Source organism: Sphingopyxis sp. YR583, assembly GCF_900108295.1.
Classification (GTDB): Bacteria; Pseudomonadota; Alphaproteobacteria; order Sphingomonadales; family Sphingomonadaceae; genus Sphingopyxis.
This window is the reverse complement of the sequence record NZ_FNWK01000001.1, coordinates 710,559-729,096: the sequence shown is the minus strand read 5'-3', so window position 1 is coordinate 729,096 and position 18,538 is coordinate 710,559. Positions and strand designations below refer to the sequence as shown.

General features: G+C 64.1%; 20 protein-coding genes. 5 read left to right on the top strand and 15 right to left on the bottom strand.

From position 1 onward, the window contains the following. Window positions 1-107 precede the first annotated feature (107 nt). Entirely contained in the window at window positions 108-680 is a 573-nt protein-coding gene (locus BLW56_RS03300; protein WP_093509222.1) for a PAS domain-containing protein, read from the top strand. Window positions 681-796: 116 nt separating this feature from the next. Here BLW56_RS03300 and BLW56_RS03295 read toward each other — a convergent pair whose 3' ends face one another. Next, complete coding sequence (locus BLW56_RS03295; protein ID WP_177175792.1) at window positions 797-1,345, bottom strand: fasciclin domain-containing protein; 549 nt, start codon at window positions 1,343-1,345, stop codon at window positions 797-799. Window positions 1,346-1,505: 160 nt separating this feature from the next. Further along, complete coding sequence (locus tag BLW56_RS03290; RefSeq protein WP_093509221.1) at window positions 1,506-2,432, bottom strand: lipid kinase; 927 nt, start codon at window positions 2,430-2,432, stop codon at window positions 1,506-1,508. Between the two features lie 272 nt (window positions 2,433-2,704). Here BLW56_RS03290 and BLW56_RS03285 point away from each other — a divergent pair, with 272 nt between their 5' ends. Next, window positions 2,705-2,932 (top strand): hypothetical protein, encoded by a 228-nt coding sequence (locus BLW56_RS03285; protein WP_093509220.1) that lies wholly within the window; start codon window positions 2,705-2,707, stop codon window positions 2,930-2,932. Between the two features lie 97 nt (window positions 2,933-3,029). Here the strand turns inward: BLW56_RS03285 and BLW56_RS03280 are convergent, their stop codons facing one another. The 6 genes from BLW56_RS03280 to BLW56_RS03255 form a co-directional block, all read right to left on the bottom strand. Next, on the bottom strand, window positions 3,030-3,509 hold the full coding sequence (locus tag BLW56_RS03280) for an Hsp20 family protein (RefSeq protein ID WP_093510754.1): 480 nt from the start codon (window positions 3,507-3,509) through the stop codon (window positions 3,030-3,032). A 476-nt stretch (window positions 3,510-3,985) separates the two neighbouring features. Next, window positions 3,986-5,854 (bottom strand): AsmA family protein, encoded by a 1,869-nt coding sequence (locus BLW56_RS03275; RefSeq protein ID WP_093509219.1) that lies wholly within the window; start codon window positions 5,852-5,854, stop codon window positions 3,986-3,988. Between the two features lie 146 nt (window positions 5,855-6,000). Next, window positions 6,001-6,198, bottom strand: coding sequence for a CsbD family protein (locus BLW56_RS03270; RefSeq protein WP_093509218.1), 198 nt, complete (start codon window positions 6,196-6,198; stop codon window positions 6,001-6,003). 172 nt (window positions 6,199-6,370) lie between these two features. Further along, a complete protein-coding gene (locus tag BLW56_RS03265) occupies window positions 6,371-6,646 on the bottom strand; it encodes a hypothetical protein (protein WP_093509217.1) in 276 nt (91 codons plus the stop codon). A gap of 405 nt (window positions 6,647-7,051) precedes the next feature. After that, on the bottom strand, window positions 7,052-9,607 hold the full coding sequence (locus tag BLW56_RS03260) for an HWE histidine kinase domain-containing protein (protein ID WP_093509216.1): 2,556 nt from the start codon (window positions 9,605-9,607) through the stop codon (window positions 7,052-7,054). Then, the gene (locus tag BLW56_RS03255; RefSeq protein ID WP_093509215.1) at window positions 9,604-10,137 is read right to left on the bottom strand and encodes a biliverdin-producing heme oxygenase; all 534 of its coding nucleotides are present in this window, start codon (window positions 10,135-10,137) and stop codon (window positions 9,604-9,606) included. The genes BLW56_RS03260 and BLW56_RS03255 overlap by 4 nt, the downstream gene beginning before the upstream one ends. 237 nt (window positions 10,138-10,374) lie before the next feature. On the opposite strand from BLW56_RS03255, the gene BLW56_RS03250 reads away from it, so the two are divergent. Both BLW56_RS03250 and BLW56_RS20530 read left to right on the top strand, forming a co-directional pair. After that, a complete protein-coding gene (locus BLW56_RS03250) occupies window positions 10,375-12,348 on the top strand; it encodes a PAS domain-containing protein (RefSeq protein WP_093509214.1) in 1,974 nt (657 codons plus the stop codon). A gap of 206 nt (window positions 12,349-12,554) precedes the next feature. Beyond that, the gene (locus tag BLW56_RS20530) at window positions 12,555-12,722 is read left to right on the top strand and encodes a hypothetical protein (RefSeq protein WP_177175791.1); all 168 of its coding nucleotides are present in this window, start codon (window positions 12,555-12,557) and stop codon (window positions 12,720-12,722) included. Between the two features lie 105 nt (window positions 12,723-12,827). Here BLW56_RS20530 and BLW56_RS03245 read toward each other — a convergent pair whose 3' ends face one another. The 3 genes from BLW56_RS03245 to BLW56_RS03235 all read right to left on the bottom strand — a co-directional run bounded on the left by BLW56_RS03245 (window position 12,828) and on the right by BLW56_RS03235 (window position 14,227). Then, complete coding sequence (locus BLW56_RS03245; RefSeq protein WP_218140481.1) at window positions 12,828-13,172, bottom strand: DUF6894 family protein; 345 nt, start codon at window positions 13,170-13,172, stop codon at window positions 12,828-12,830. Further along, a complete protein-coding gene (locus BLW56_RS03240; RefSeq protein ID WP_093509212.1) occupies window positions 13,162-13,941 on the bottom strand; it encodes a Crp/Fnr family transcriptional regulator in 780 nt (259 codons plus the stop codon). Before BLW56_RS03240 ends, BLW56_RS03245 begins: the two co-directional genes overlap by 11 nt. Before the next feature lie 154 nt (window positions 13,942-14,095). Continuing rightward, window positions 14,096-14,227 carry an entericidin A/B family lipoprotein gene (locus BLW56_RS03235; RefSeq protein WP_093510753.1) on the bottom strand — a complete coding sequence of 44 codons (132 nt, stop codon included), beginning with the start codon at window positions 14,225-14,227 and terminating at the stop codon, window positions 14,096-14,098. 248 nt (window positions 14,228-14,475) lie between these two features. On the opposite strand from BLW56_RS03235, the gene BLW56_RS03230 reads away from it, so the two are divergent. Next, complete coding sequence (locus BLW56_RS03230; RefSeq protein WP_093509211.1) at window positions 14,476-15,129, top strand: alpha/beta hydrolase; 654 nt, start codon at window positions 14,476-14,478, stop codon at window positions 15,127-15,129. Between the two features lie 81 nt (window positions 15,130-15,210). On the opposite strand, the gene BLW56_RS03225 is transcribed toward BLW56_RS03230, so the two are convergent. The 4 genes from BLW56_RS03225 to BLW56_RS03210 form a co-directional block, all read right to left on the bottom strand. Then, window positions 15,211-15,729, bottom strand: a complete 519-nt coding sequence (locus BLW56_RS03225; protein ID WP_093509210.1) for a DUF1543 domain-containing protein — start codon at window positions 15,727-15,729, stop codon at window positions 15,211-15,213. Then, entirely contained in the window at window positions 15,726-17,396 is a 1,671-nt protein-coding gene (locus BLW56_RS03220; RefSeq protein WP_093509209.1) for an FAD/NAD(P)-binding protein, read from the bottom strand. The genes BLW56_RS03225 and BLW56_RS03220 overlap by 4 nt, the downstream gene beginning before the upstream one ends. 128 nt (window positions 17,397-17,524) lie before the next feature. After that, window positions 17,525-17,926: a PRC-barrel domain-containing protein gene (locus BLW56_RS03215; RefSeq protein WP_093509208.1), complete on the bottom strand. Its 402-nt coding sequence runs from the start codon at window positions 17,924-17,926 to the stop codon at window positions 17,525-17,527. A gap of 112 nt (window positions 17,927-18,038) precedes the next feature. Next, window positions 18,039-18,485 carry a hypothetical protein gene (locus BLW56_RS03210; protein WP_143043355.1) on the bottom strand — a complete coding sequence of 149 codons (447 nt, stop codon included), beginning with the start codon at window positions 18,483-18,485 and terminating at the stop codon, window positions 18,039-18,041. Window positions 18,486-18,538: the final 53 nt, after the last annotated feature.

Sequence of the window (18,538 nt, the reverse complement as noted above, 5' to 3'; positions counted from 1 at the left end):
CGAAGCATGACGCTTGCTTGCCCGCCCGTCCGGCCTTGCCGCAACATGTCCGTTCGGGCAGGTTGGCAAGAAACGAGAGAGGAAGAGGTCGCATGTCCTTAGGCGCGATGATCGCCACGAGTCCGATCGCGGCGGTGATCAGCAATCCGCGGCTCCCCGACAATCCAATTGTCGAATGCAACGACGCCTTTGTCGCGCTTACAGGCTATGAAGCGTCCGAAGTGATCGGCCGCAACTGCCGCTTCCTCGCCGGACCCGGCACCGAGGAAGAACTGACGGGGGAGCTTCGTGACGCCATACGCGACCGCCGTCCGGCGCTCGTCGAGATACTGAACTACAGGAAGGACGGAAGCCCTTTTCGCAACGCGGTGCTCGTTGCACCGATCTTCGGGACGGACGGTTCGCTCGAATATTTTCTCGGCTCGCAGATGGAGGTCGGTGACGCGCCTTCGGCGCTTGTCGATCGCCAGGGGGAGGCGCGGCGAAGGATCGAGCGTCTCTCGCCTCGTCAGCGCGAGGTCCTGCTGTTGATGGCGGCGGGGCAGCTCAACAAGCAGATGGGGTTCGAGCTCGGCCTCTCGGAGCGGACGGTCAAGATGCACCGTGCGGCCTTGCTCCGCGCGCTTGGCGTCGAGACCAACGCCGACGCGATCCGGCTAGCGGTAGAGGCAGGGTTCTGATGTCGGGTTCTACGAGCAGGCAGCCTGCAGCGATGATCTGAGGTATGTCGGTCGCCACGCGGGTCTGACAGAGATGCGGGCTCGCCTTAATCGCGGCGAGCCCGATTATCTTGCCATCAGGGCATCAGCACCGTGTCGATCACATGGATAACGCCGTTAGATTGCATCACGTCGGCGGGCCCGATCTTCGCCTTGTTGCCTTTCGTGTCGCTGACATACCAGGCGCCGTCCTTTTCCCAGGCCGTCAGCTTTGTGCCCTGTACCGTGGTCAGTACCGCCTTGCCGCCACCAGCCCTGGCCTGTGCGGCAAGGTCTGTCGCGGTCAGCCGGCCCGGTACGACATGATAGGTCAGGACCGCGGTCAGCGCCGTCTTGTTCTCAGGCTTGAGGAGCGTGTCCACTGTACCCGCAGGCAGCTTCGAAAAGGCGGCATTGGTCGGCGCGAACACCGTGAACGGTCCCGCCGACGCGAGCGTATCGACAAGGCCGGCGGCCTTGACCGCCGCGACAAGCGTCGTGTGATCCGGCGAAGCGGCGGCATTCTCGACGATATTCTTGGTCTCGTACATAGCCGCGCCGCCGACCGTCGGATTCTTTGCAGACGCGGAGCCTGTAGCGACAAGCGCCGTGGCGGCAAGCGGGAGCATGATCAGGGAAAGCTTCATCGAACATTCCTTCCAATTTCTCGCCAACGGTGGGGGGAAGAATGATGGCGAGAGCGAAGATGTCATGCGATCCAGAGCGATAGCTGCCAATATGACCGTTAGGGCATATCGAGCTGGGGCCGCGTTCGCAGGGCGGCGCTAGCCTCGGCGCGCTGTTGTCTCAGCGGTGATAGAAGCGAAGGGCGTGGCTGCCGGGACCTGCTTCTGACGGCACGAACACCTCGACTGCTTCAGGCAGGACCTGGAACCGTGCGGGGGTCGCGGTCACGATCTCGCCGTCCGTGTTGATCGGCATTGGTCGCCGCGTCTCGATCTCGAACTCGGTGCAGCGCGCGGTCCGCACTTCCTTCCAGGCTCCGTGAGTGCCCGAGCGGAAGGCGCGGACCATCAGCGCCAGTTTCCAGAGGTTCGTCATCTCGAGGCTGTAGAGATCGAGCGTGCCATCGTCGATCGCCGCGGTTTCCTCGACGACGTTGCCGCCGCCATATAGCCGCCCGTTTCCGATCGCGATCTGGTAGGTCTTGACGCGCGCAGCTTGTCCCTTCTCGATGATCCGGGCGCGAAAGCGCCGGGCGCCCGCAAGGATCCGGAGCGCGGCGACAGCATAGCCGAGTCGCCCGAACCTTTTCTTGATGGCGGGATCGAGCTTCTGGGCGAGTTCGCTGCTGAGACCGATGCTCGCCACGTTGAAGAAAGCGTGGCCGTTCACCAAGCCGGCATCGATCCGCCGCGTATGACCGGCGACGATGACGTCGGCCGCGGCCGCGAAGTCGATCGGGATCGATAGCGTCCGCGCTAGGTCGTTCGCGGTGCCGGCGGGAATGATGCCGAGCGGCAGTCCGCTCTCGATCACCGCGGGGGCTGACGACGAGATTGATCCATCCCCGCCGCAGACGACGACCATGTCGGCGGTCTGATGAAGGCGCGTGATATCGCGCGCAATCTCGGGCAGATTCTCGAACGGCTCGACGATGACCTTCAGCCCAGCAGCCTCGAAGCGCGTGCGAACCGGCTGCAACGCATCCTCGCCCTGTCTCGCCTTGGCATTATGAAGCAGCAGCACGCGCCTGCCGATGGTTGTTGGCATCCGATACCTATGACAGGAAATGATAGACCGACGTTCCCTATACGCGATCAGGGCGCATCGCCAGCCGAACACCTGTCGGAGCGATGAAGCGTTGCTGTGATAGTCTGGCAATCTGCCCATGGCGTAAGCCGAGGTGCGGCAAGGTCGACACTGAGAGGCTGTCGTCAGTCTTCTGACCCTCTTGACTCGATCCCCTTCGGTCCCAAAATTTATGGTCGCGGCGTCTGGCCGCGCGACGAGAAAGGAATGGACAGAAGGAAGGAGGCAAAAGCATGTCCGAGCCATTTTCCCGTTTTCTTCACCCCTTCGAGGTGGCGCGCCACCCGAGCCTCGAGCCCGAGGTCAAGCGCGCGCTTCTTGCATCATGGGCATCGGATCGCGCAGCGGTTCGCAACAAGCCCGCCCTTCGTAAACCGCCCGGTGCCCGGCGCGCTGTGCCCGTCGACGACGTACTTGCGGCGCTGCGGTCGCTGGATGGCGGTGAGGGGCAAGCGCCATAGCTCATCTGGAACGGCGTCATCCGCTCGGCGCGGCTGCCGTAGCTCTTGGCAATTGGAAAGGCGGGGCCGCACCAGATGGTAGCGGCCCCGCCAACGGTTATGAGGTCGCGAGATCCTTCTCGTTGGAGGTCCCGATCCGCCGCGGTTCGGTGTTGCTGCCGCCGATCTCGATCTTGCGCGGTTTCATCGCCTCGGGAATGACCCGGTTGAGCTCGATGGTGAGCAGGCCGTCGGCGAAGCTCGCGCTGCCGACCTCGATATAGTCGGCGAGCTGGAAGCGACGCTCGAACGCGCGTCGCGCGATACCGCGGTGGAGGTAGGTGCGCTTCGCATCCTCTTCGGCGGGCCTGCCCGTAACAGTGAGCTGGTTCCGCTGCGCGACGATCTCGATCTCGTCGGGCTTGAAGCCCGGGACCGCGAGCGTGATGCGAAAGCGGTCATCGGCCTCGCGCACGATGTCGAAGGCGGGATAGCCGTCGGACGTCTCGCTACGCTGCCCTTTTTCGAGCAGGTCGAAAAGATGATCGAAGCCCACCGTCGAGCGGCGGTAAGGGGTAAAGTCAAAATCGGTTCTCATTTCCAAATCCTCCTGATTGAAGCAATTCGGGCATGAGATGCGCCGGTACATAGAGCCGGCGCCCTCCATGTCCTGCAGGCCCGGAAAATCCGGCGTCCGGCAAAAAATTAGGAAGCCTCTTTTCCGGTTTCAAGACTGGTCACTGATATCCAGCTGCAACCTGTCACAGAACCGAAAAATGCGGGGAACAGCGTCTTGGGCGAGGCAATCGGAAATTTCGTCGGGATATCTTTAAAAGCCTTGTCGGGGCCGAAATCGGACGTGCTGGAGTTGCGTTCGCCGGCGGCGATCCGACCGAGACGTGGCGTCAGACAGCCGCGCGGCGATACGCATGGAGTGACACAGGACGCCAGAAGAGCGATTGATCTACATGCAGCCTGACTGCAACCGGCCACGCTAGGACTTTAGCAATTTCTCCTAACGGGGATTGTAACCGGGATTCCCTGTAGTTTGCTGAAGTCAGTGGCCTGCCGCCGCTAACGGAGCGCGGCTTCCACGAGGGCTGGACAATTCGCAGCGGCTGCAGGGGGAGGGGCCGCAGACTTCCGATCCTTGCGAAGGCCAAGCGCGCTTCCGATCGAGCGCGTGACCATGCCGAACACCCCGCCCGATTGCTTTTTCGATGTCCCTGGCGGCTCCAGCGCGATCGCGGGACTCGACAAGGTGCCCGTGACCCGGATCGGATCGACGAGTTTGAGCGCGGCCTTTTCCCTTGCCGCTCCGGCCAAGGTGAGGGCGATCGTCTCGCCGTCGAGATCGATCCGTCCGCGGCCGGTCCCGCGCGAGACCTCGGTATCAATCGTGAGCGGCGCGGGCGTGAGCACGCCGCCTTTCACCGTGAACACGAGGATCGCACAGCGCAGCGGCGTCATGGCATCCTCGTCGCCAAGCTTCTGACCGATCGCGCCGCCAAGATCCTGGCCCAATATGAAGGCCGCCGCCCGGTTTACGGCGCCGCTGCTCGCGGCGAAGGCGATCTTGCCGCTTCCCGATGCAAAGGCTTCGCGGACCGTATCGCCTTGGCCGCTAATCCGGACCACGCCCTGCAGCGGCCCGCGGATCATGTCCGGCTGGCCGATCATGGTGGCGAGCGAGCTTCCCGTGAGCCGCAGATCTGCCGCGAGAATGGGCGTATTGCCGCGAGAGTCGATCTCGACCCGGCCGGTCAGCCGGCCGGCATCCAGACCCGCGACCATATTCTCCACCCTGAGCAGGCGGCGATCGAGGACGAGATCGCCCTTGAGACTTCGGAAGGCCGATCCGCCCTTGATGAGAAGCCTCGCCGCCGAGAAGCGGATGGTCCCGTCGGTCGGTCCCATCCTGGAGAGATTGATCCGGGTATCGGGAATGACTCGCTTGCCGATCCGCGCTTCCTTGGCACGCGCGAGAGCGAGGCCGGCGTCATCGGCCAGATCGTCGAAATCGAACTGCGGTGCCTCGACGGTCGCGTCGATCTTCGTGCGGCCGCCGCGTTTCAGAACCGTCGCTTTCGTGTGGAGCCGCGAGCGACCGATCGTGCCGTCGAGCCGGTCGACATGCCAGTCGCTGCCGTCGCGGCGCACGTCGCCGGAAAGATCGATGTCCTGGGTCCCGAAGAGTCCGGCCTCGATGATATAGTCGAGCTGCTTGAGGTTTCTCCCGCGGGCCCGCATCTTGAGCTTCATCGACTGCGTATTGAGCGCGTCGGCCATCGTGCCGCGCGCGTCGAGGTCGAAAGCACCTGCTGCGAGCCGGGCCGTGAAGGGCCAGGCGGCACTTGCGTCGCTTGCCGCGAGGGGGCTGCCGCTGGCGGTGAGCCGCGCGGGTGCGCCGTCGAAGGTGCCGCTCGCTTCGATTTTCAGGCCGGAGGAGGGGCCGGCCGCAAGCGTGCCCCTGAGCTCGAGGCGGCGTTTTGCGTCACGGAGTGAGAAGCGCCCTCGCTCGACCAGAAGCCGCTCGAGCCGGAACGGACGATCCGCTGCCGGGGGCGTCCTCTCGGTTCGCCCGGCCCAGTTGCTCCTGCCTTGCGCGTCGCGCACGAGCGCTGCGTCGAGGTCGGCAATGCGCAAGGTTTGGACGTCCGGACTGCCGGCGAGGAGCGAGAAGATCGGCACCCTTGCGCTGGCGCTGCCGATCCTCAGAAAGTCCCCCGTTCCCGCCCATCGCGGCTGGCCGATCCGGACATCGCGGACGATGATTTCCGGCGAGAAAGTGAAAAATTCCGCGCGCGAGAGCCCTCCGATCGTGAAGGGCGCGCCGAACTCGTCCGAGAGCTTGCGCTCCGCCATGCCGCGCAGCGCGCCGACAGGAAAGGCGCCGAGCCCAAGGACGATGAAGATGGCAAGCAATCCACCGGTCGCCAGCACGGTGCGCCGCCGTGGCAGGAGCGAACGCGATCGGGGCGACGGCAGAGCGCCGGGCGTTTCCTCGCCGCCGCCTGCTTCAGACGTGCGCCGGGCACGGAAAGGCCCGCGCAGACGTGCTGCGCGGGCCGCCGCTGACCACCAGGAGGTCAGTAGCTGTTCTCGAAATCGTCGATTTCGCGCTCGGCTTCGTCCTGCGCGCGTCCATATTTTTCCTGGATCTTGCCGGCGAGGATTTTGCGGTTGCCGTTGATCTGGTCGATCTCGTCATTGGTGAGTTCGCCCCACTTCTTCTGGACATGACCTTTGACCTGTTCCCAATTGCCCTTGAGGGTATCGCTGTTCATCCTATTTCTCCATGGTTGAGTACCGGAAATAAAACGCCGAACGTGGGGCGTGGTTCCAATTAATATCTATCTAATACATCGTGTTATGAAGCACAGTTAAGGAAGCCGCAGAACGTCGGAACGTCCTCGGCAGTTGGTTTCGATGGAGCTGGAAATGCAGGAATGGTCCGCGTCAGTAGGTCGATGGCGGATCCGATGCGGGGAAGGATTCGTCGGATGCCTGGTCGACCGGCTCCCATGGACGGCGGACCTCGTCGCGCATCCCCGCCGGCCCCGCCGATCGCGTCTGGTCGAAATTTTCGGGATGCGTTTCGCCGTCGGCGAACGCCGCCGAATGCTTGTCGGTGACGACCCCCTTCGACTTGCTCCGCGTGAACCAGAACAGGGCGCCGAGCGTGCCGAGTGCGAGAAGCTTGCTGAAGCCGGAGTTGCTGGTCGTCGCGGTCATGTCGGGTCCATCCTCTTGCCTGGCGGTCTCATGGACAAGCGCGCGCCGGGCGGCAAAGTTGCCTCGCATCGCGGTCGGGGACGTCTGTTTTCGTACGGACTTATCCTATGATGCAATGGGTCCATTGCCGCAGCGGCGCCCGGTCCGCGCGGTCGGGCGGAAAATGGCAAAAAAAAGAAGCGGCGAGAGGCATGGGCCTCTCGCCGCTTCAACGATGCACGCATCGCCCCCCTCCATCCACCTTGCGGCCGTGGGTCGCATAAGGCCCCGCGGCGGATCGAGCTGTTGTGGCGAGGTTTAGCGAACTGGCCGGCACAATCTTGTAAAAAGCCGACAATTCTGTTCCCGGCGGGAAAATTGTTGGATTGCAGGGCTCGGCATCGAACGGTGCGTGGCGCACCGATGTCAGCCGGCGGAGACTCCCGGTCCGATGAGCGCGCCAAGCTCGGCGAGAATGGCGTCGCGCTCGAACGGCTTGCGGACAACCGGCACGCGCGCAAGATCATCGGGTATCGCGCCATCGTCGCCATAACCCGTTGCGAAGAGGAAGGGCGATCCTTGCACCATCAGCGTCCTCGCGATCGCCTCGGACGTCTCGCTGCCGAGATTGACGTCGAGAACCGCGAAGTCGGGACGGTGGCGCGAGAGAAACTCGATCGCGTCGCGCGAAGTCGTCAGCGTGGCCAGAATGCGGACGCCCGCCTCCTCGAGGATCTGTTCGAGGTCGATCGCGATGAGCATCTGGTCTTCGACGAGCAGCGCGGTCCTTCCCTCGAGCAGCCCGGTGAAATTCTCGTCAGGCGCCATATCGTCATCCTTCCTCGGCAGGACCGGCGCTTCGCGAAGCGAAATGAAGCGCCCGGGAATGAGAAACTCCGCCTGTAGTCCGTCGGCCTTGTAGTCGAGGTCGCTCGTCCCGCCGAGGTCGAACGGAACGCTGCGTTCGATGAGAACCGAGCCGAAGCCGCGGCGGCTCGGCATCTCGACGCGCGGGCCGCCGCTTTCGCGCCAGAGGAGCCGGCAGGCGCCGGTCTCGTTGAGCGACCAGCTGACCGACAATTGCCCGTTACTGGCCGAGAGCGCGCCATATTTGGCGGCATTGGTGGACAGTTCGTGGAGCACGAGCGCCATGATCGAATAGGCGCGGGCATCCATCCATACCGGCGGCCCTTCGAGCGCGATCCGCTCGCCGCCCGCCCAATAGGGCATGAGTTCGGCCTTCAAAAGATCGGCGAGCGCGCCGCCGCCGTCGCTGCGCACCACCTGGTCATGCGCGAGCGAGAGCGCCTGGATGCGGCCGCGCAGCGAATTGGCATAATTTTCGAGGGTTTCGCCATCGGCGGTCGGATGCACGACGAGCGAGCGGATGACCGCGAGGATATTCTTTACTCGATGATTGAGCTCCTCGTTGAGCATGCGCTGGCGCAGCTCGGCCTTCGAGCGCTCGTCGGCAAGGCGTTCGCTGTGCTGGAGGATCACCTCGACGAGCGCGGCGCGCGCGGCTTCGGCGAACTTGCGGTCGGCCTCGGTCCAGGGCGTGCTCTCGTGCCGCACCGTCTCCTTCCAGATCGCGAAGCTCTTGCGCGGCGTGAGCCGGTCGCCGAGCGGCCCCGTCTCATAGGTCTTGTCAGGATTGCCTGCCCAATCGAGCGTGTGCACGACTTCCTTGCGGAAGAAGAAGAGAAAGTCGCGCGGCCGCTGCGACAGGGGGACGATCAGCACCCCCGCTGCGGTGTCGGCATAGGCCTCCGCTCCCGGCACGGCGTTCGCGAGCTTGTGGCTGGCCCAGATCTGGCCCTCGGCGACATTCTCGGCGAAGCGCGTGAGGGCAAGGATCGTCTCGCGCGGCGGAACCTCGCCGACGTTCGTCAGCTGTCCGTTGAGCCACATCGCGGCGCTGTCGGCGGGAATGAGCTTCGAGAATTCGGGCATCTTCTCGCGCAGCATCGCATTGATATCGAGCGTGCCGACCGTGTCGCGAAGAAAGGCGTCGAGCGCCGCGCGCGCGGCATGCGCGGCCTCGAGCGTCTGTTTGTGGCCGAGCGCGCTCAGGTGCAGGGAGAAAAATTCGCCGAACATCTCGGCCGCGACGCGCTGCGCCATGGTCAGCGTACGCGGACCATAATGATGGCAGGCGATGAGGCCCCAGAGTTCGCCGTCGACGATGATCGAGATCGACATCGAGGCGCCGACCCCCATGTTGCGAAGATATTCGCAGTGGATCGGCGACACGCTTCTGAGGTGCGCAAAGGAGAGGTCGAGCGGTTCGCCCGACGCGTCGAGCGCCGGCTCGATCGCGATGCGTTCGAAGTTCGCGTCCGAGATGATGCGGATGCTGTTCTTGAGATACAGCGCGCGCGCCTGCTGCGGGATATCGGTCGCGGGAAAATATTGGCCGAGGAAGCTTTCGAGATCGCCGCGCTTGACCTCGCTGATCACCTTGCCCGCGCCATCGGGTCCGAACTGGTAGATCATGACGCGGTCATAGCCGAGCGCGGCCTGCACGAGGCGCGCGCCGTCACGGGTGAGCCGATCGATCCTGTCGATCGTCGCGATCCGCCCGGTCATCGCGCGCGCCATTTCGAGCGGCGCGGCAATCTCGCCCTGCGCCGGCTCGAACTCGATGATCGCGCTGCCCTTGAAGCGGTGCACCGAGACATCGAAGCGCCGGCCGTTCGGGAGGGCCTGGTCGAACAGAAGGGCGGACCGTCCGCTGAGCTGCGCGCGAGACAGCGCGTTGCGCAGCTCATGCGTGAGCTCGGGTCCCGCGACACCGGCAAGGTCGCGGCCGTTGAGCGCGTCTTCGATCCCGAGCATTTGCCCGCAATTCCGTGAATGGCGGAGGATGGTGACGGCAGCGGCGTCGCACGCGAGGAGGCAGCCATGGGGCTGGATGCTGCCCGGAATATGGATCGGCTCGCGATCGCAATTGGTCAGGTCGACCCGGGGGGTGTCGGTCATATCGTCTCTGGCAGATAAAGGGCGAGGGCGAGGTCGAAGGTCAGCGCGGCGCCTTCAAGAACCTCGGCATGATAGGGGGACGGCGTGTCGGAGAGCAGGTGCAGGAAAGCCGGCCACCGGGGCCGGTCGGACGATTGGGCGGCGAGATGACCGGCGCCGTTGTCGGCCGAAAGCCCGAGGGTGTGTGCTCGCTGCACCAGCAGCCGCGACCCGAGCGCGGAGCCTTCGAGGACGTAAGACATGCCAAGCCGCCGCGGCCCGCTCGCGGCGAAGCCGGGAGGAGGAGGGGCGGGAGGAACGGTCTCGCCCAGCGTCGCCAAGTCCGCCTTCATGAGCGGCGCGAGGGAAAGCGGCGGCCAAGGTGCGAAACCGGCGAGCGCGGTCTCCGCCGCCGCCCGGAACCGATAGCTGGCTCGCAGGAAGCCGCGATAGGCGTCGAGCGTCGCGAACGCGCCGATCGCCGCGTCCAGCCTTTCATGCTGCGCGGCGGTATGGTCGCGCAGGGCGCTGTGGAGAGGCTGGAGAGTCAATATCGGATCCGGTTGCGCACAATCCTATGGAGCCATTCCAGCCTTGTCACGCCCGGATTTCCTCGACTTATCCTAGGTTAAGTTTACGACCTTGATCGATGGCAGGAACTCCCCGCGCGCTGCGGGGTTCTCGAACACAGCCGCTTTGACCCGCGATGGGGCGGGGCGAGGGACGGTTCAGGAAGGGCGACGATTTTGCAACAGGCCGGGACGGACATCGGTGCAGTTCTGGCCAGCATGTTCGAGCAGGCGCCGACCTTCTTGGCGATGCTTCGCGGACCCGAGCATCGCTTCGAACATGTGAACCCGGCCTATGTCCGATTGATCGGCGGGCGGTCCGTCGTCGGGCAGACCGTCGCCGAAGCGCTGCCCGACGCGGTCGACCAGGGCTTTCTCTTCATCCTCGACCGGGTGTACCGGTCCGGCGAAGCCTATACCGCCCGCAATGCCCGCTTCATGATGCAGGCGGCGCCAGGCGCCGATCCCGACGAGCATTTCCTCGACTTCGTCTACCAGCCGATCACCGGGCCCGAAGGGTCGGTCGTCGGCGTGTTCGTCCAGGGCACCGATGTCACCGAACGCGTGCAGGTCGACCGGGTGCGGCGCGAGAGCGAGGAACTCTATCGCGGGCTGTTCGATGCGATCGACGAGGGCTTCTGCATCATCGAATTCTTCGACGGACCGCATGGGCCCGACAGCGACTATATCCATGTCGAGGCGAATGCGGCTTATGCCCGGCATGCCGGCATTCCAGACGTCGTGGGGCAGAAGCTTCGCGAGATGGTCGGCGACGAGGCCGACAGCTGGGTCGAGCGGTACGGCGCGGTGCTCCGCACCGGCGAGCCGATCCGCTTCCAGCAGGAGCTTGTCGCCACGGGGCGCTTCCTCGAACTCGCCGCGGTGCGGATCGAGCCGCCGAGCAAGCGGCAGGTCGCGGTGCTCTTTCAGGATATCACCGCGCGCCGCCGCGCCGAGATCGCGCTCGCCGAACTTAACGCGACGCTCGAGCGGCAGGTCGAGGAGCGCACCAACGAGCTGATGGCGGTCGAGGAGGTGTTGCGGCAGAGCCAGAAGATGGAGGCGGTCGGGCAGCTTACCGGCGGGATCGCGCACGACTTCAACAATATCCTCGCCGGCATCGGCGGCAGCCTCGAGGTGATGACCGCGCGGCTTGCGCAGGGGCGGGTGGGCGAACTCGATCGCTACATCACCGCCGCCACGTCGGCGACGCGGCGCGCCGCCAATCTAACGCAGCGGCTCCTGGCCTTCTCGCGGAGGCAGACGCTGGATCCCAAGCCGACCGCGATCAACCGGCTGGTCGACGATATGCTCGAGCTGATCGGCCGCAGCGTCGGCCCGTCGATCGAGGTCGAGACCGTCGGCGGCACGGGCCTCTGGACGATCAATGTCGATGCCGGCCAACTCGAGAATGCGCTCCTCAACCTCTGCATCAATGCCCGCGACGCGATGCCCGACGGCGGCAAGCTGACGATCGAGACCTCGAACCGCTGGATGGACGAGAGCGCCGCGATCATGCGCGGGATCGAGCCCGGCCAATATGTCTCGCTGTGCGTGTCCGACACCGGCAGCGGGATGGACGACGAAACCGCGGCGCGGGCGTTCGACCCCTTTTTCACGACCAAGCCGACGGGCGAGGGCACCGGGCTCGGGCTCTCGATGGTCTATGGCTTTGCCGGGCAGTCGGGCGGCGCGGCGCGCATCTACAGCGAAGCCGGCAAGGGCACGATGGTGTGCATCTATTTTCCGCGCCACCGCGATGCCGCCGCGGTTGCCGAAGAGACGCCGGCCGCCGCGTCGGAACCAGTTCCGCTGTCGTCGCGCGGCGAGACGATCCTGCTCGTCGACGACGAACCGCTCGTTCGCATGCTCGCAGCCGAACAGCTCGAGGATCTCGGCTATCATGTCATCGAGGCGGAAGACGGCCGGAGCGCGCTCAGGCAGCTCGCCGGGGGCGAGGCGATCAGCCTGCTCATCACCGACGTCGGCCTGCCCGGCGGGATGAATGGCCGCCAGCTTGCCGAAACGGTGCGCGAGACCCTTCCAAATCTCGAGATCCTCTTCATCACCGGCTACGCCGAGAATGCGGTGCTCAACCATGGTCATCTGGCGCCCGGAATGCACGTCATGACCAAACCGTTCCAGATGGACAGCTTCGCGCGCCGGGTGAAGGCGCTGATTGCCGGAACCTGATCGAAGCGGCACCGCCGTCTTCGTTGGCAGTCTCGAAGCTATGGCGCCCAAGCGCCTGATAGGTAGCGCTTCAGGACATGCTCCCAGCGCGCTGACGAAAACCCCATAACATAAGTTAAGTCGCTGTTTTATGAGGAACATTGACTTGTTCTGGTGCGTCTCTCCATCGTCCACCTTCGGACGATTTGTGATGTGAGGACGCGATCATGGCGCAGAACAACCAAGGCAATCAGGGCGGCAACCAGCAGCAGGGCAATCAGCCTGGTGGCGACCGCCAGCAGGAACAGAAGGATGGCGATCGCCGCCAGCCGGGCCAGGATGCCGACAAGGACAACCATGCCGGCCGCGATGACGAGAACCGTCAGAACCGCTGATCGGCGAGCGCCCTAAAAGCTCGCTCGGGCCGGGCTGCGCTGATCGCGCAGTCCGGCCTTTGTTTTGAGCATCGACTATGATCCTCCGGGCGCCGGCGCGCCTCTTCAGGTCGGAACAGGAATCTCTCGCTCGTCGATCACCCGGATGGGGCCGCCAGGCTGCTGGCCGTCGACCGCCAGGATCAGCAAGGCGAAGGAAAGCTGTCCATCCTCTCGCGTCACATTGATCCGCAGACCATTGTCGGGGAGCCGCAGACCGGGGTCGTCGGCCAGGAGGCTGGAGGCATAGCGGACGGCCTCGCGCTTCGCGTCTTCCGGGTTCGCAAATTCCATGCCCATGTCGTCGAGATCGACGCTGTGATCGACGAGGTGGAAAAAATAGCGGGCCATGGGTTCACTTTCCGGTGTCGCGGCGCAGGCGCCTTTCCCCATCAACCACTCAGCTGTCATTTCGATGCAGATACAGATCGTTAAATCCGGCGATATGCTGGAGCGTATCGAGATTGCCGATGGTGAGACGCCGCGATACGCGCTTCACGGCGCCCTCGCGCTCGAGAGTCTTGATGGTCCGGTTGACGTGAACGGGGGTGAGGCCGAGAAGATCGGCCAGTTGCTCCTGCGTCAGGGGAAGTTCAAGCCCGGCCAGCGGCTCTCCCGCTATCCGGGTGATCCGGTGGTTGAGTTCGCAGAGCAAATGCGCGAGCCGCGCGAGAGCATTGCGCCGGCCGAGATTGAGCAGCCATTCGCGGCCGATCGAGGCTTCGACCAATATGTCGACGAGAACCGCCCGCGCCAGCCCCGGACGCGGCGCTACGATCTTTTCCAGCTCCTTCAGCGGAAAGACCGCCAACTCGACGTCGGTGAGCGCTTGCAGGCTGTGATCGGCGACCTCGAGATAGAGCGACTGGAAGTCGAGCGCGTCGCCGGGAATCTTGAGCGAAACGATCTGACGGCCGCCGTCAGCCGCAGATTTATGCCGGTAGGCGAAGCCCGAGAGGAGGATGGGGCAGATGACCGCTTTCTCGCCTTCGCGAAAGATGATGTCGTTCGGTCCGAGCCGCCTGATCGTGTACGGAAGCGCGAGAACGGCCTCCTGGTCCGCGGTCGAAAGACGGCTGTGGCTCATCAGCTTGCGAAGGAATATACCGAGCCGTTCGCTTGTCGCGCCCTTGCCGGCATCGCCCATCCAGCGCGGTCCCGTCGCGAGATCATTCTTCACCTCTGTTCCCCTTTCAACGGCAAGTGTTTCCGTTGCGATGAAAACAGCGATCGGATGAATCCGTTCCGTCGGTTTGTGTTGACGGGGCGGCTGGCCAGCACCCGGATCGCCGGGACCCGCCGAGGCGCGTCCCGGTCAACCCGACTATAGCGTTCTAGCAGTTGCCCTTGACGCCATCGACACAGTCGCCGGCGGACTCGACGTCCTTGCCCGCGCCGTCGATCGTGTTGCAGGCCGACAGGATCAGCATGCCGCCCACCGCGAACATTGTCAGAAGCTTTTTCATCATGTCTCTCCGTTAAATTAGGTCGAGCATCTCCAGTCTCGATCATCGGGAAACGTTCGTGCGGAGCCGCAGTTCCGCTGCATGAGCCCCCTCTCGGCACGAAGCGTTCGGAGAGGGTCGCCATGTTGGGCCGGGCGGAATGTTCATCGTTTCGGGGAGCCTTGCGTCGTCCGCACATTTGACGGCTTGCGCACCCATGGCGGCGTGACCAGATTGCTCCCGATCCCCATGAGTGAAGAGATATTTTCTTGAAGATTGTAAATGGCGCCAGCCTCCAACCCCGCTGCGGCGGGGCGCCGAAGAAGATCGTGCTGCTGCTGCACGGTTTCGGGTCGAGCGGGACCGACATGATTACGCTCGCCCCGCAGTGGCAGGACGCGCTCCCCGACACGCTGTTTCTCGCGCCGCATGCCCCGCAGCGCTGCGGCATGATGGGATCTGGCTATCAATGGTGGGGGCTCTCCGGCTTTGCCCCGTCGGCTCTCGCGGCTGGGGCCGCCTCCGCAGCGCCTGCGATCGATGCCTTTATCGACCGCAAGCTCGCGCAATATGGTCTGAGCGAGGCGGATCTGGCGCTTATCGGCTTCAGCCAGGGAACGATGATGGCGCTGCACGTCGCCCTGCGCCGCCCCCGCGAGGTCGCGGCCGTCGTCGGCTATTCGGGGATGCTCGCGGGGACGCTCGGATTGGACCGCGCGGCTGGCCCGAAGCCGCCTATACTGCTGGTGCACGGTACGGCCGATCCCGTGGTGCCGATCGCTGCGCTGCATATGTCGGAAAGCGAGCTCAAGCGTCTCGATGTCGATGTCACAACCCACATCTCCCCTGGCGTGGGGCATAGCGTCGATCAGGTGGGCCTGCGGCTTGGCCGGGATTTTGTGGCCGAGGCCTTCACCCGTTAACGTTCTCCTCAAATTCGGGCCGGACGGCAACCGTCCCGAAGCGATCCGCCACGCTCTTCGGAGGAATGTTCCGCCGCGGAACTAGGGGGTCGGTCTAACCCTGATCGGGATATAGTCGGAAGTGACCGAGAGTTCTTTGACGCGGTCGCCTGGCGTCAGGTGGATGAAGAGATGCTGTTCGCCCGCGGCGGACGCGAGATCGAACGCATGCTCGGCTTCATAGACGTCGTCACGGTGCGCCTGGCTCCAGCCTCGCACGCTCTTCAGCGCCCGCACCTTCGCTTTGGCGAGATCGGTCGCAACGACGAACATATTCTTGTGGAGTTCGGCGAACTCGCCGGGAGCATATCCGCCGAGGTTCACATAAAAGAGGCGTTCCGGGCCCGTGAAAGGCTCTGGCCGCAGCGTGATGTCATAGCCGTCAACTTGATCGAGCTCGGCCCAACAGTCGATATGCAGGCTCTTGGGGATGCCCCACCATTGTTCACGAAGTCTAAGGTAAGTGTCGCGGATCGAGGGGGCGGCGACGAAGCGCATGTCGTGAAGTTCGATGTTGGCGAGCTCATGCTCGCCGCCGATGTAGATGGCGAAAAGCTTCATGCCGCTATCGCTGCCGAGACGTCGCCGGGTCCCGCGGCAGCCCCTGCCTGAAGGGCAACAGCAAGCTGCTCGCCCACGATCTCGCCCATCTCGTGCGAGCTCGTTATGCCCTGGATGAAAGGGTGCCGTCCGAGGAGGAAGGGCAGGCTGAGGCAGAAGAGCTGGTCCTCCGGAATGTCTTCGGACACCGGATGGAACTGGTCGTCGACCGCGATTCCCCGAAGCGCGCTCGGAGGCGCTTCGGGCTGGGCGTCGCGGATGACGCCCTGCTGCAGCAGCGAGGGGAAAGGGAAGGCCTTGGCAGCGAGCGGCCGCTGGCCCGTTGCTTCGATAAAGGCATCATATTTGTGATACGCACCGTCGACGATGACGGCGGCGCCGCCCTCGGGCCGATGGCTGTAGATGCGGTAGTCGTCGCCGATCGCCCGGACGGACAGCTTGCCGGCGCGATGCAGCGCGAGCATCCGCCGGATCGACGCATGCGGGACGGTCGCATAATCGTCGACGAACACCGGTTTAAAGTGCCGGTTGAAGCGGCGATATTCTTCGGGGTCGAGCTGCGGGACGATCAGCGCGAGCACTTCGTGCATCCGCAAAATTGCGTAGCGCCAGGGCACCACACGCTCATCGGCATAATTTTGCTCCGCCTCGGCGAGATTCTGCACCGCCCATTCGAAAGGGTCTGCGTCAGCGCGATCCGCAAAATAGCGTTCGCAGAAATCTTCGAGTGCGAGCGCCGCGATGCCGATCGCCTCGGCATAATCGGGATCGGCGGCTGCGAGCTCTTCCTTGAAAAGCGCGAAGGCGGGTTCGAGAAGCAAGCCGTCCGCTGCGAGCAGCGCTTCCATTGCCTCCGCCGTACAGATAGCGAGAGGCTCGTAAGGCAGGGGCGCGAAGAAATCGGCTTCGGGTAGCAGGCCCTTTCGCGACATCATCGTCATGTGGAAGCCTTCGGTTCCTGTGGCGGGCTCGTAGGCGATGCTGCCGTCGTTGCTCTCGACGAATTCGCCATGCGCCAGAGCCAGGGCGACGGCGGCGTCGATCGCGCTCAGTGACGAGCCGCGAATGCCGACTTCGCAAGCCGGGATCGCCGCGAGCGCATCGGCCGGCCAGGGGCTAATGAAATAGCCCGGGCGGGCTTCGGAATTGTCGGGCCATTGGTGACCTGTCGCGAGCACCACATGATCGAAGCGTTCTTGGCCGGCGGCGCCCGACTGCTCGCGAAGGTGGAGGGCCATGCCCTCGGGGCCGCTGACCGCATCGATCACCCGGCACCGCGTTCGCAGTCTGACGTCGATACCCGCGCCGCGCGCCTGATCGAGAAGTGCGTTAAAGCGGTCCTGAAAATATTTGCCGAGCACTAGACGTGGATAGAAAGCTCGCTCGTCGATCCGGCTCCGGTCGATGTCCATCGCGGCGAGAGCTTCGGCCGACTGGTCCTTGAGCCAGTCGGCAAGCCTCAAGCCAAGTGGGGGAATTTCGATGCTCGCGATATTCGCCAGCATCGCCGGATCGTTCCACCCCGGACTATAGGGTGTGCCGCGGCCCGCGACCGGCTGTGCCTCGAATATGGTCAACGCGAACGGCTCGGGTTGTTGTCCGAGAAGCGCCTGCAGGGTGTAGATGGCGGTCGGGCCCGCGCCGACGAATGCGATGGATCGTGTCATATTGCCGTAAATGCATCGCGGCGGCAAAGGCTGCCTGAATTATCGGCGGGACGATGCAAGAAGCGTCCAGACCTGATCTGGATCAAGTCGCTGCATGGCTTCGCCGAGCAGCGACAACGGGTGACGGGTCAGGGCGCCGTAAGCTTGACCTCGGGCAAAGCTACGAGCCTTTCCTTGGTCATCGTCGTCTGAAGATCGGTATCGCTGCCCTTGACCACCGGTTTCAGCCCTAGAATCGGCACATGGACATAGCGGTCGCCTGGACCCTCGAGCTCGACGAGGAGGCGATCGACCTTCTGGTCCGAATCTCGAAGCACCTGAGCGACCTCGCCAAGCTCCTTGCCGTTGATGTCGACAAGATCGGCGTCGAGAAGCTGTGCTTCGCTGAGGCCGAGCGCGGCGGGGACAGGGCCGGCCACCGTGGCACTCGTTTCGGAGGCCTTTTCGAGCCTTTCCTCCGCCGCTTCATTCTTGTCGGAGCAGGCCGCAAGGAGGCAGAGGGGGGCGGCGATGAAGATAAGGGCGCGCATGTCATCTCCTTCCGGGCTGCCTCGGTAACGCGCATAGCCGGGAGCGGTTGCGCTATATGCATCCAGCACCGCTCAGTAGCGGTCCCGATCCGCCAAGCCGAATGGAGCCAAGCTAGCTTCGGCAGCCTCGGAGAATGCGCTGCTTATGGTCGATGGCGGCGAGGATCAGCTCCGCTCGTGTCAGCTGCCCGAACAGGCGGAAGAATTCGTGATCGGCAATGCTTTTTCCGGGATTGAGAGCGAGCCAGTCCGCAGCTGCGGAGCAATAGGTCGGGCGACCGGTCATGGCTGCGGCAATCGTATCTAGATCGGTCCCGCCCGCCTCGATCGCCGCGCAGCGTCTGTTCAACTCGTCCTCGACGGCAGCAAGGTCAGCGCGCGTCAGCAACGGCCAGCGATCATGAAATTCGGAACAGTCGGTCACCGCTACCGTCCAAGGGATATTCGTGACAACCCAGTCCGCGACATCCGCAATCCGGTCGCTCTGCGATCGCGTTTCTGCGATGTCCCGCAAGGAGAAGCGGCTTACTGACGCCGGCACTTTTTCCAATATATTCATTGTCGGTCCCTCCGCCATTGCTGTCGATCTGCTGGCTGCTCAACGCGCTTCGC

Coding starts and splice junctions, on each gene's coding strand:
- BLW56_RS03300 (WP_093509222.1), top strand. CDS start 108: ATGATCGCCACGAGTCCGATCGCGGCGGTGATCAGCAATCCGCGGCTC.
- BLW56_RS03295 (WP_177175792.1), bottom strand. CDS start 1,345: ATGAAGCTTTCCCTGATCATGCTCCCGCTTGCCGCCACGGCGCTTGTC.
- BLW56_RS03290 (WP_093509221.1), bottom strand. CDS start 2,432: ATGCCAACAACCATCGGCAGGCGCGTGCTGCTGCTTCATAATGCCAAG.
- BLW56_RS03285 (WP_093509220.1), top strand. CDS start 2,705: ATGTCCGAGCCATTTTCCCGTTTTCTTCACCCCTTCGAGGTGGCGCGC.
- BLW56_RS03280 (WP_093510754.1), bottom strand. CDS start 3,509: ATGAGAACCGATTTTGACTTTACCCCTTACCGCCGCTCGACGGTGGGC.
- BLW56_RS03270 (WP_093509218.1), bottom strand. CDS start 6,198: ATGAACAGCGATACCCTCAAGGGCAATTGGGAACAGGTCAAAGGTCAT.
- BLW56_RS03265 (WP_093509217.1), bottom strand. CDS start 6,646: ATGACCGCGACGACCAGCAACTCCGGCTTCAGCAAGCTTCTCGCACTC.
- BLW56_RS03260 (WP_093509216.1), bottom strand. CDS start 9,607: ATGACCGACACCCCCCGGGTCGACCTGACCAATTGCGATCGCGAGCCG.
- BLW56_RS03250 (WP_093509214.1), top strand. CDS start 10,375: ATGTTCGAGCAGGCGCCGACCTTCTTGGCGATGCTTCGCGGACCCGAG.
- BLW56_RS20530 (WP_177175791.1), top strand. CDS start 12,555: ATGGCGCAGAACAACCAAGGCAATCAGGGCGGCAACCAGCAGCAGGGC.
- BLW56_RS03245 (WP_218140481.1), bottom strand. CDS start 13,172: ATGACAGCTGAGTGGTTGATGGGGAAAGGCGCCTGCGCCGCGACACCG.
- BLW56_RS03235 (WP_093510753.1), bottom strand. CDS start 14,227: ATGAAAAAGCTTCTGACAATGTTCGCGGTGGGCGGCATGCTGATCCTG.
- BLW56_RS03225 (WP_093509210.1), bottom strand. CDS start 15,729: ATGAAGCTTTTCGCCATCTACATCGGCGGCGAGCATGAGCTCGCCAAC.
- BLW56_RS03220 (WP_093509209.1), bottom strand. CDS start 17,396: ATGACACGATCCATCGCATTCGTCGGCGCGGGCCCGACCGCCATCTAC.
- BLW56_RS03215 (WP_093509208.1), bottom strand. CDS start 17,926: ATGCGCGCCCTTATCTTCATCGCCGCCCCCCTCTGCCTCCTTGCGGCC.
- BLW56_RS03210 (WP_143043355.1), bottom strand. CDS start 18,485: ATGAATATATTGGAAAAAGTGCCGGCGTCAGTAAGCCGCTTCTCCTTG.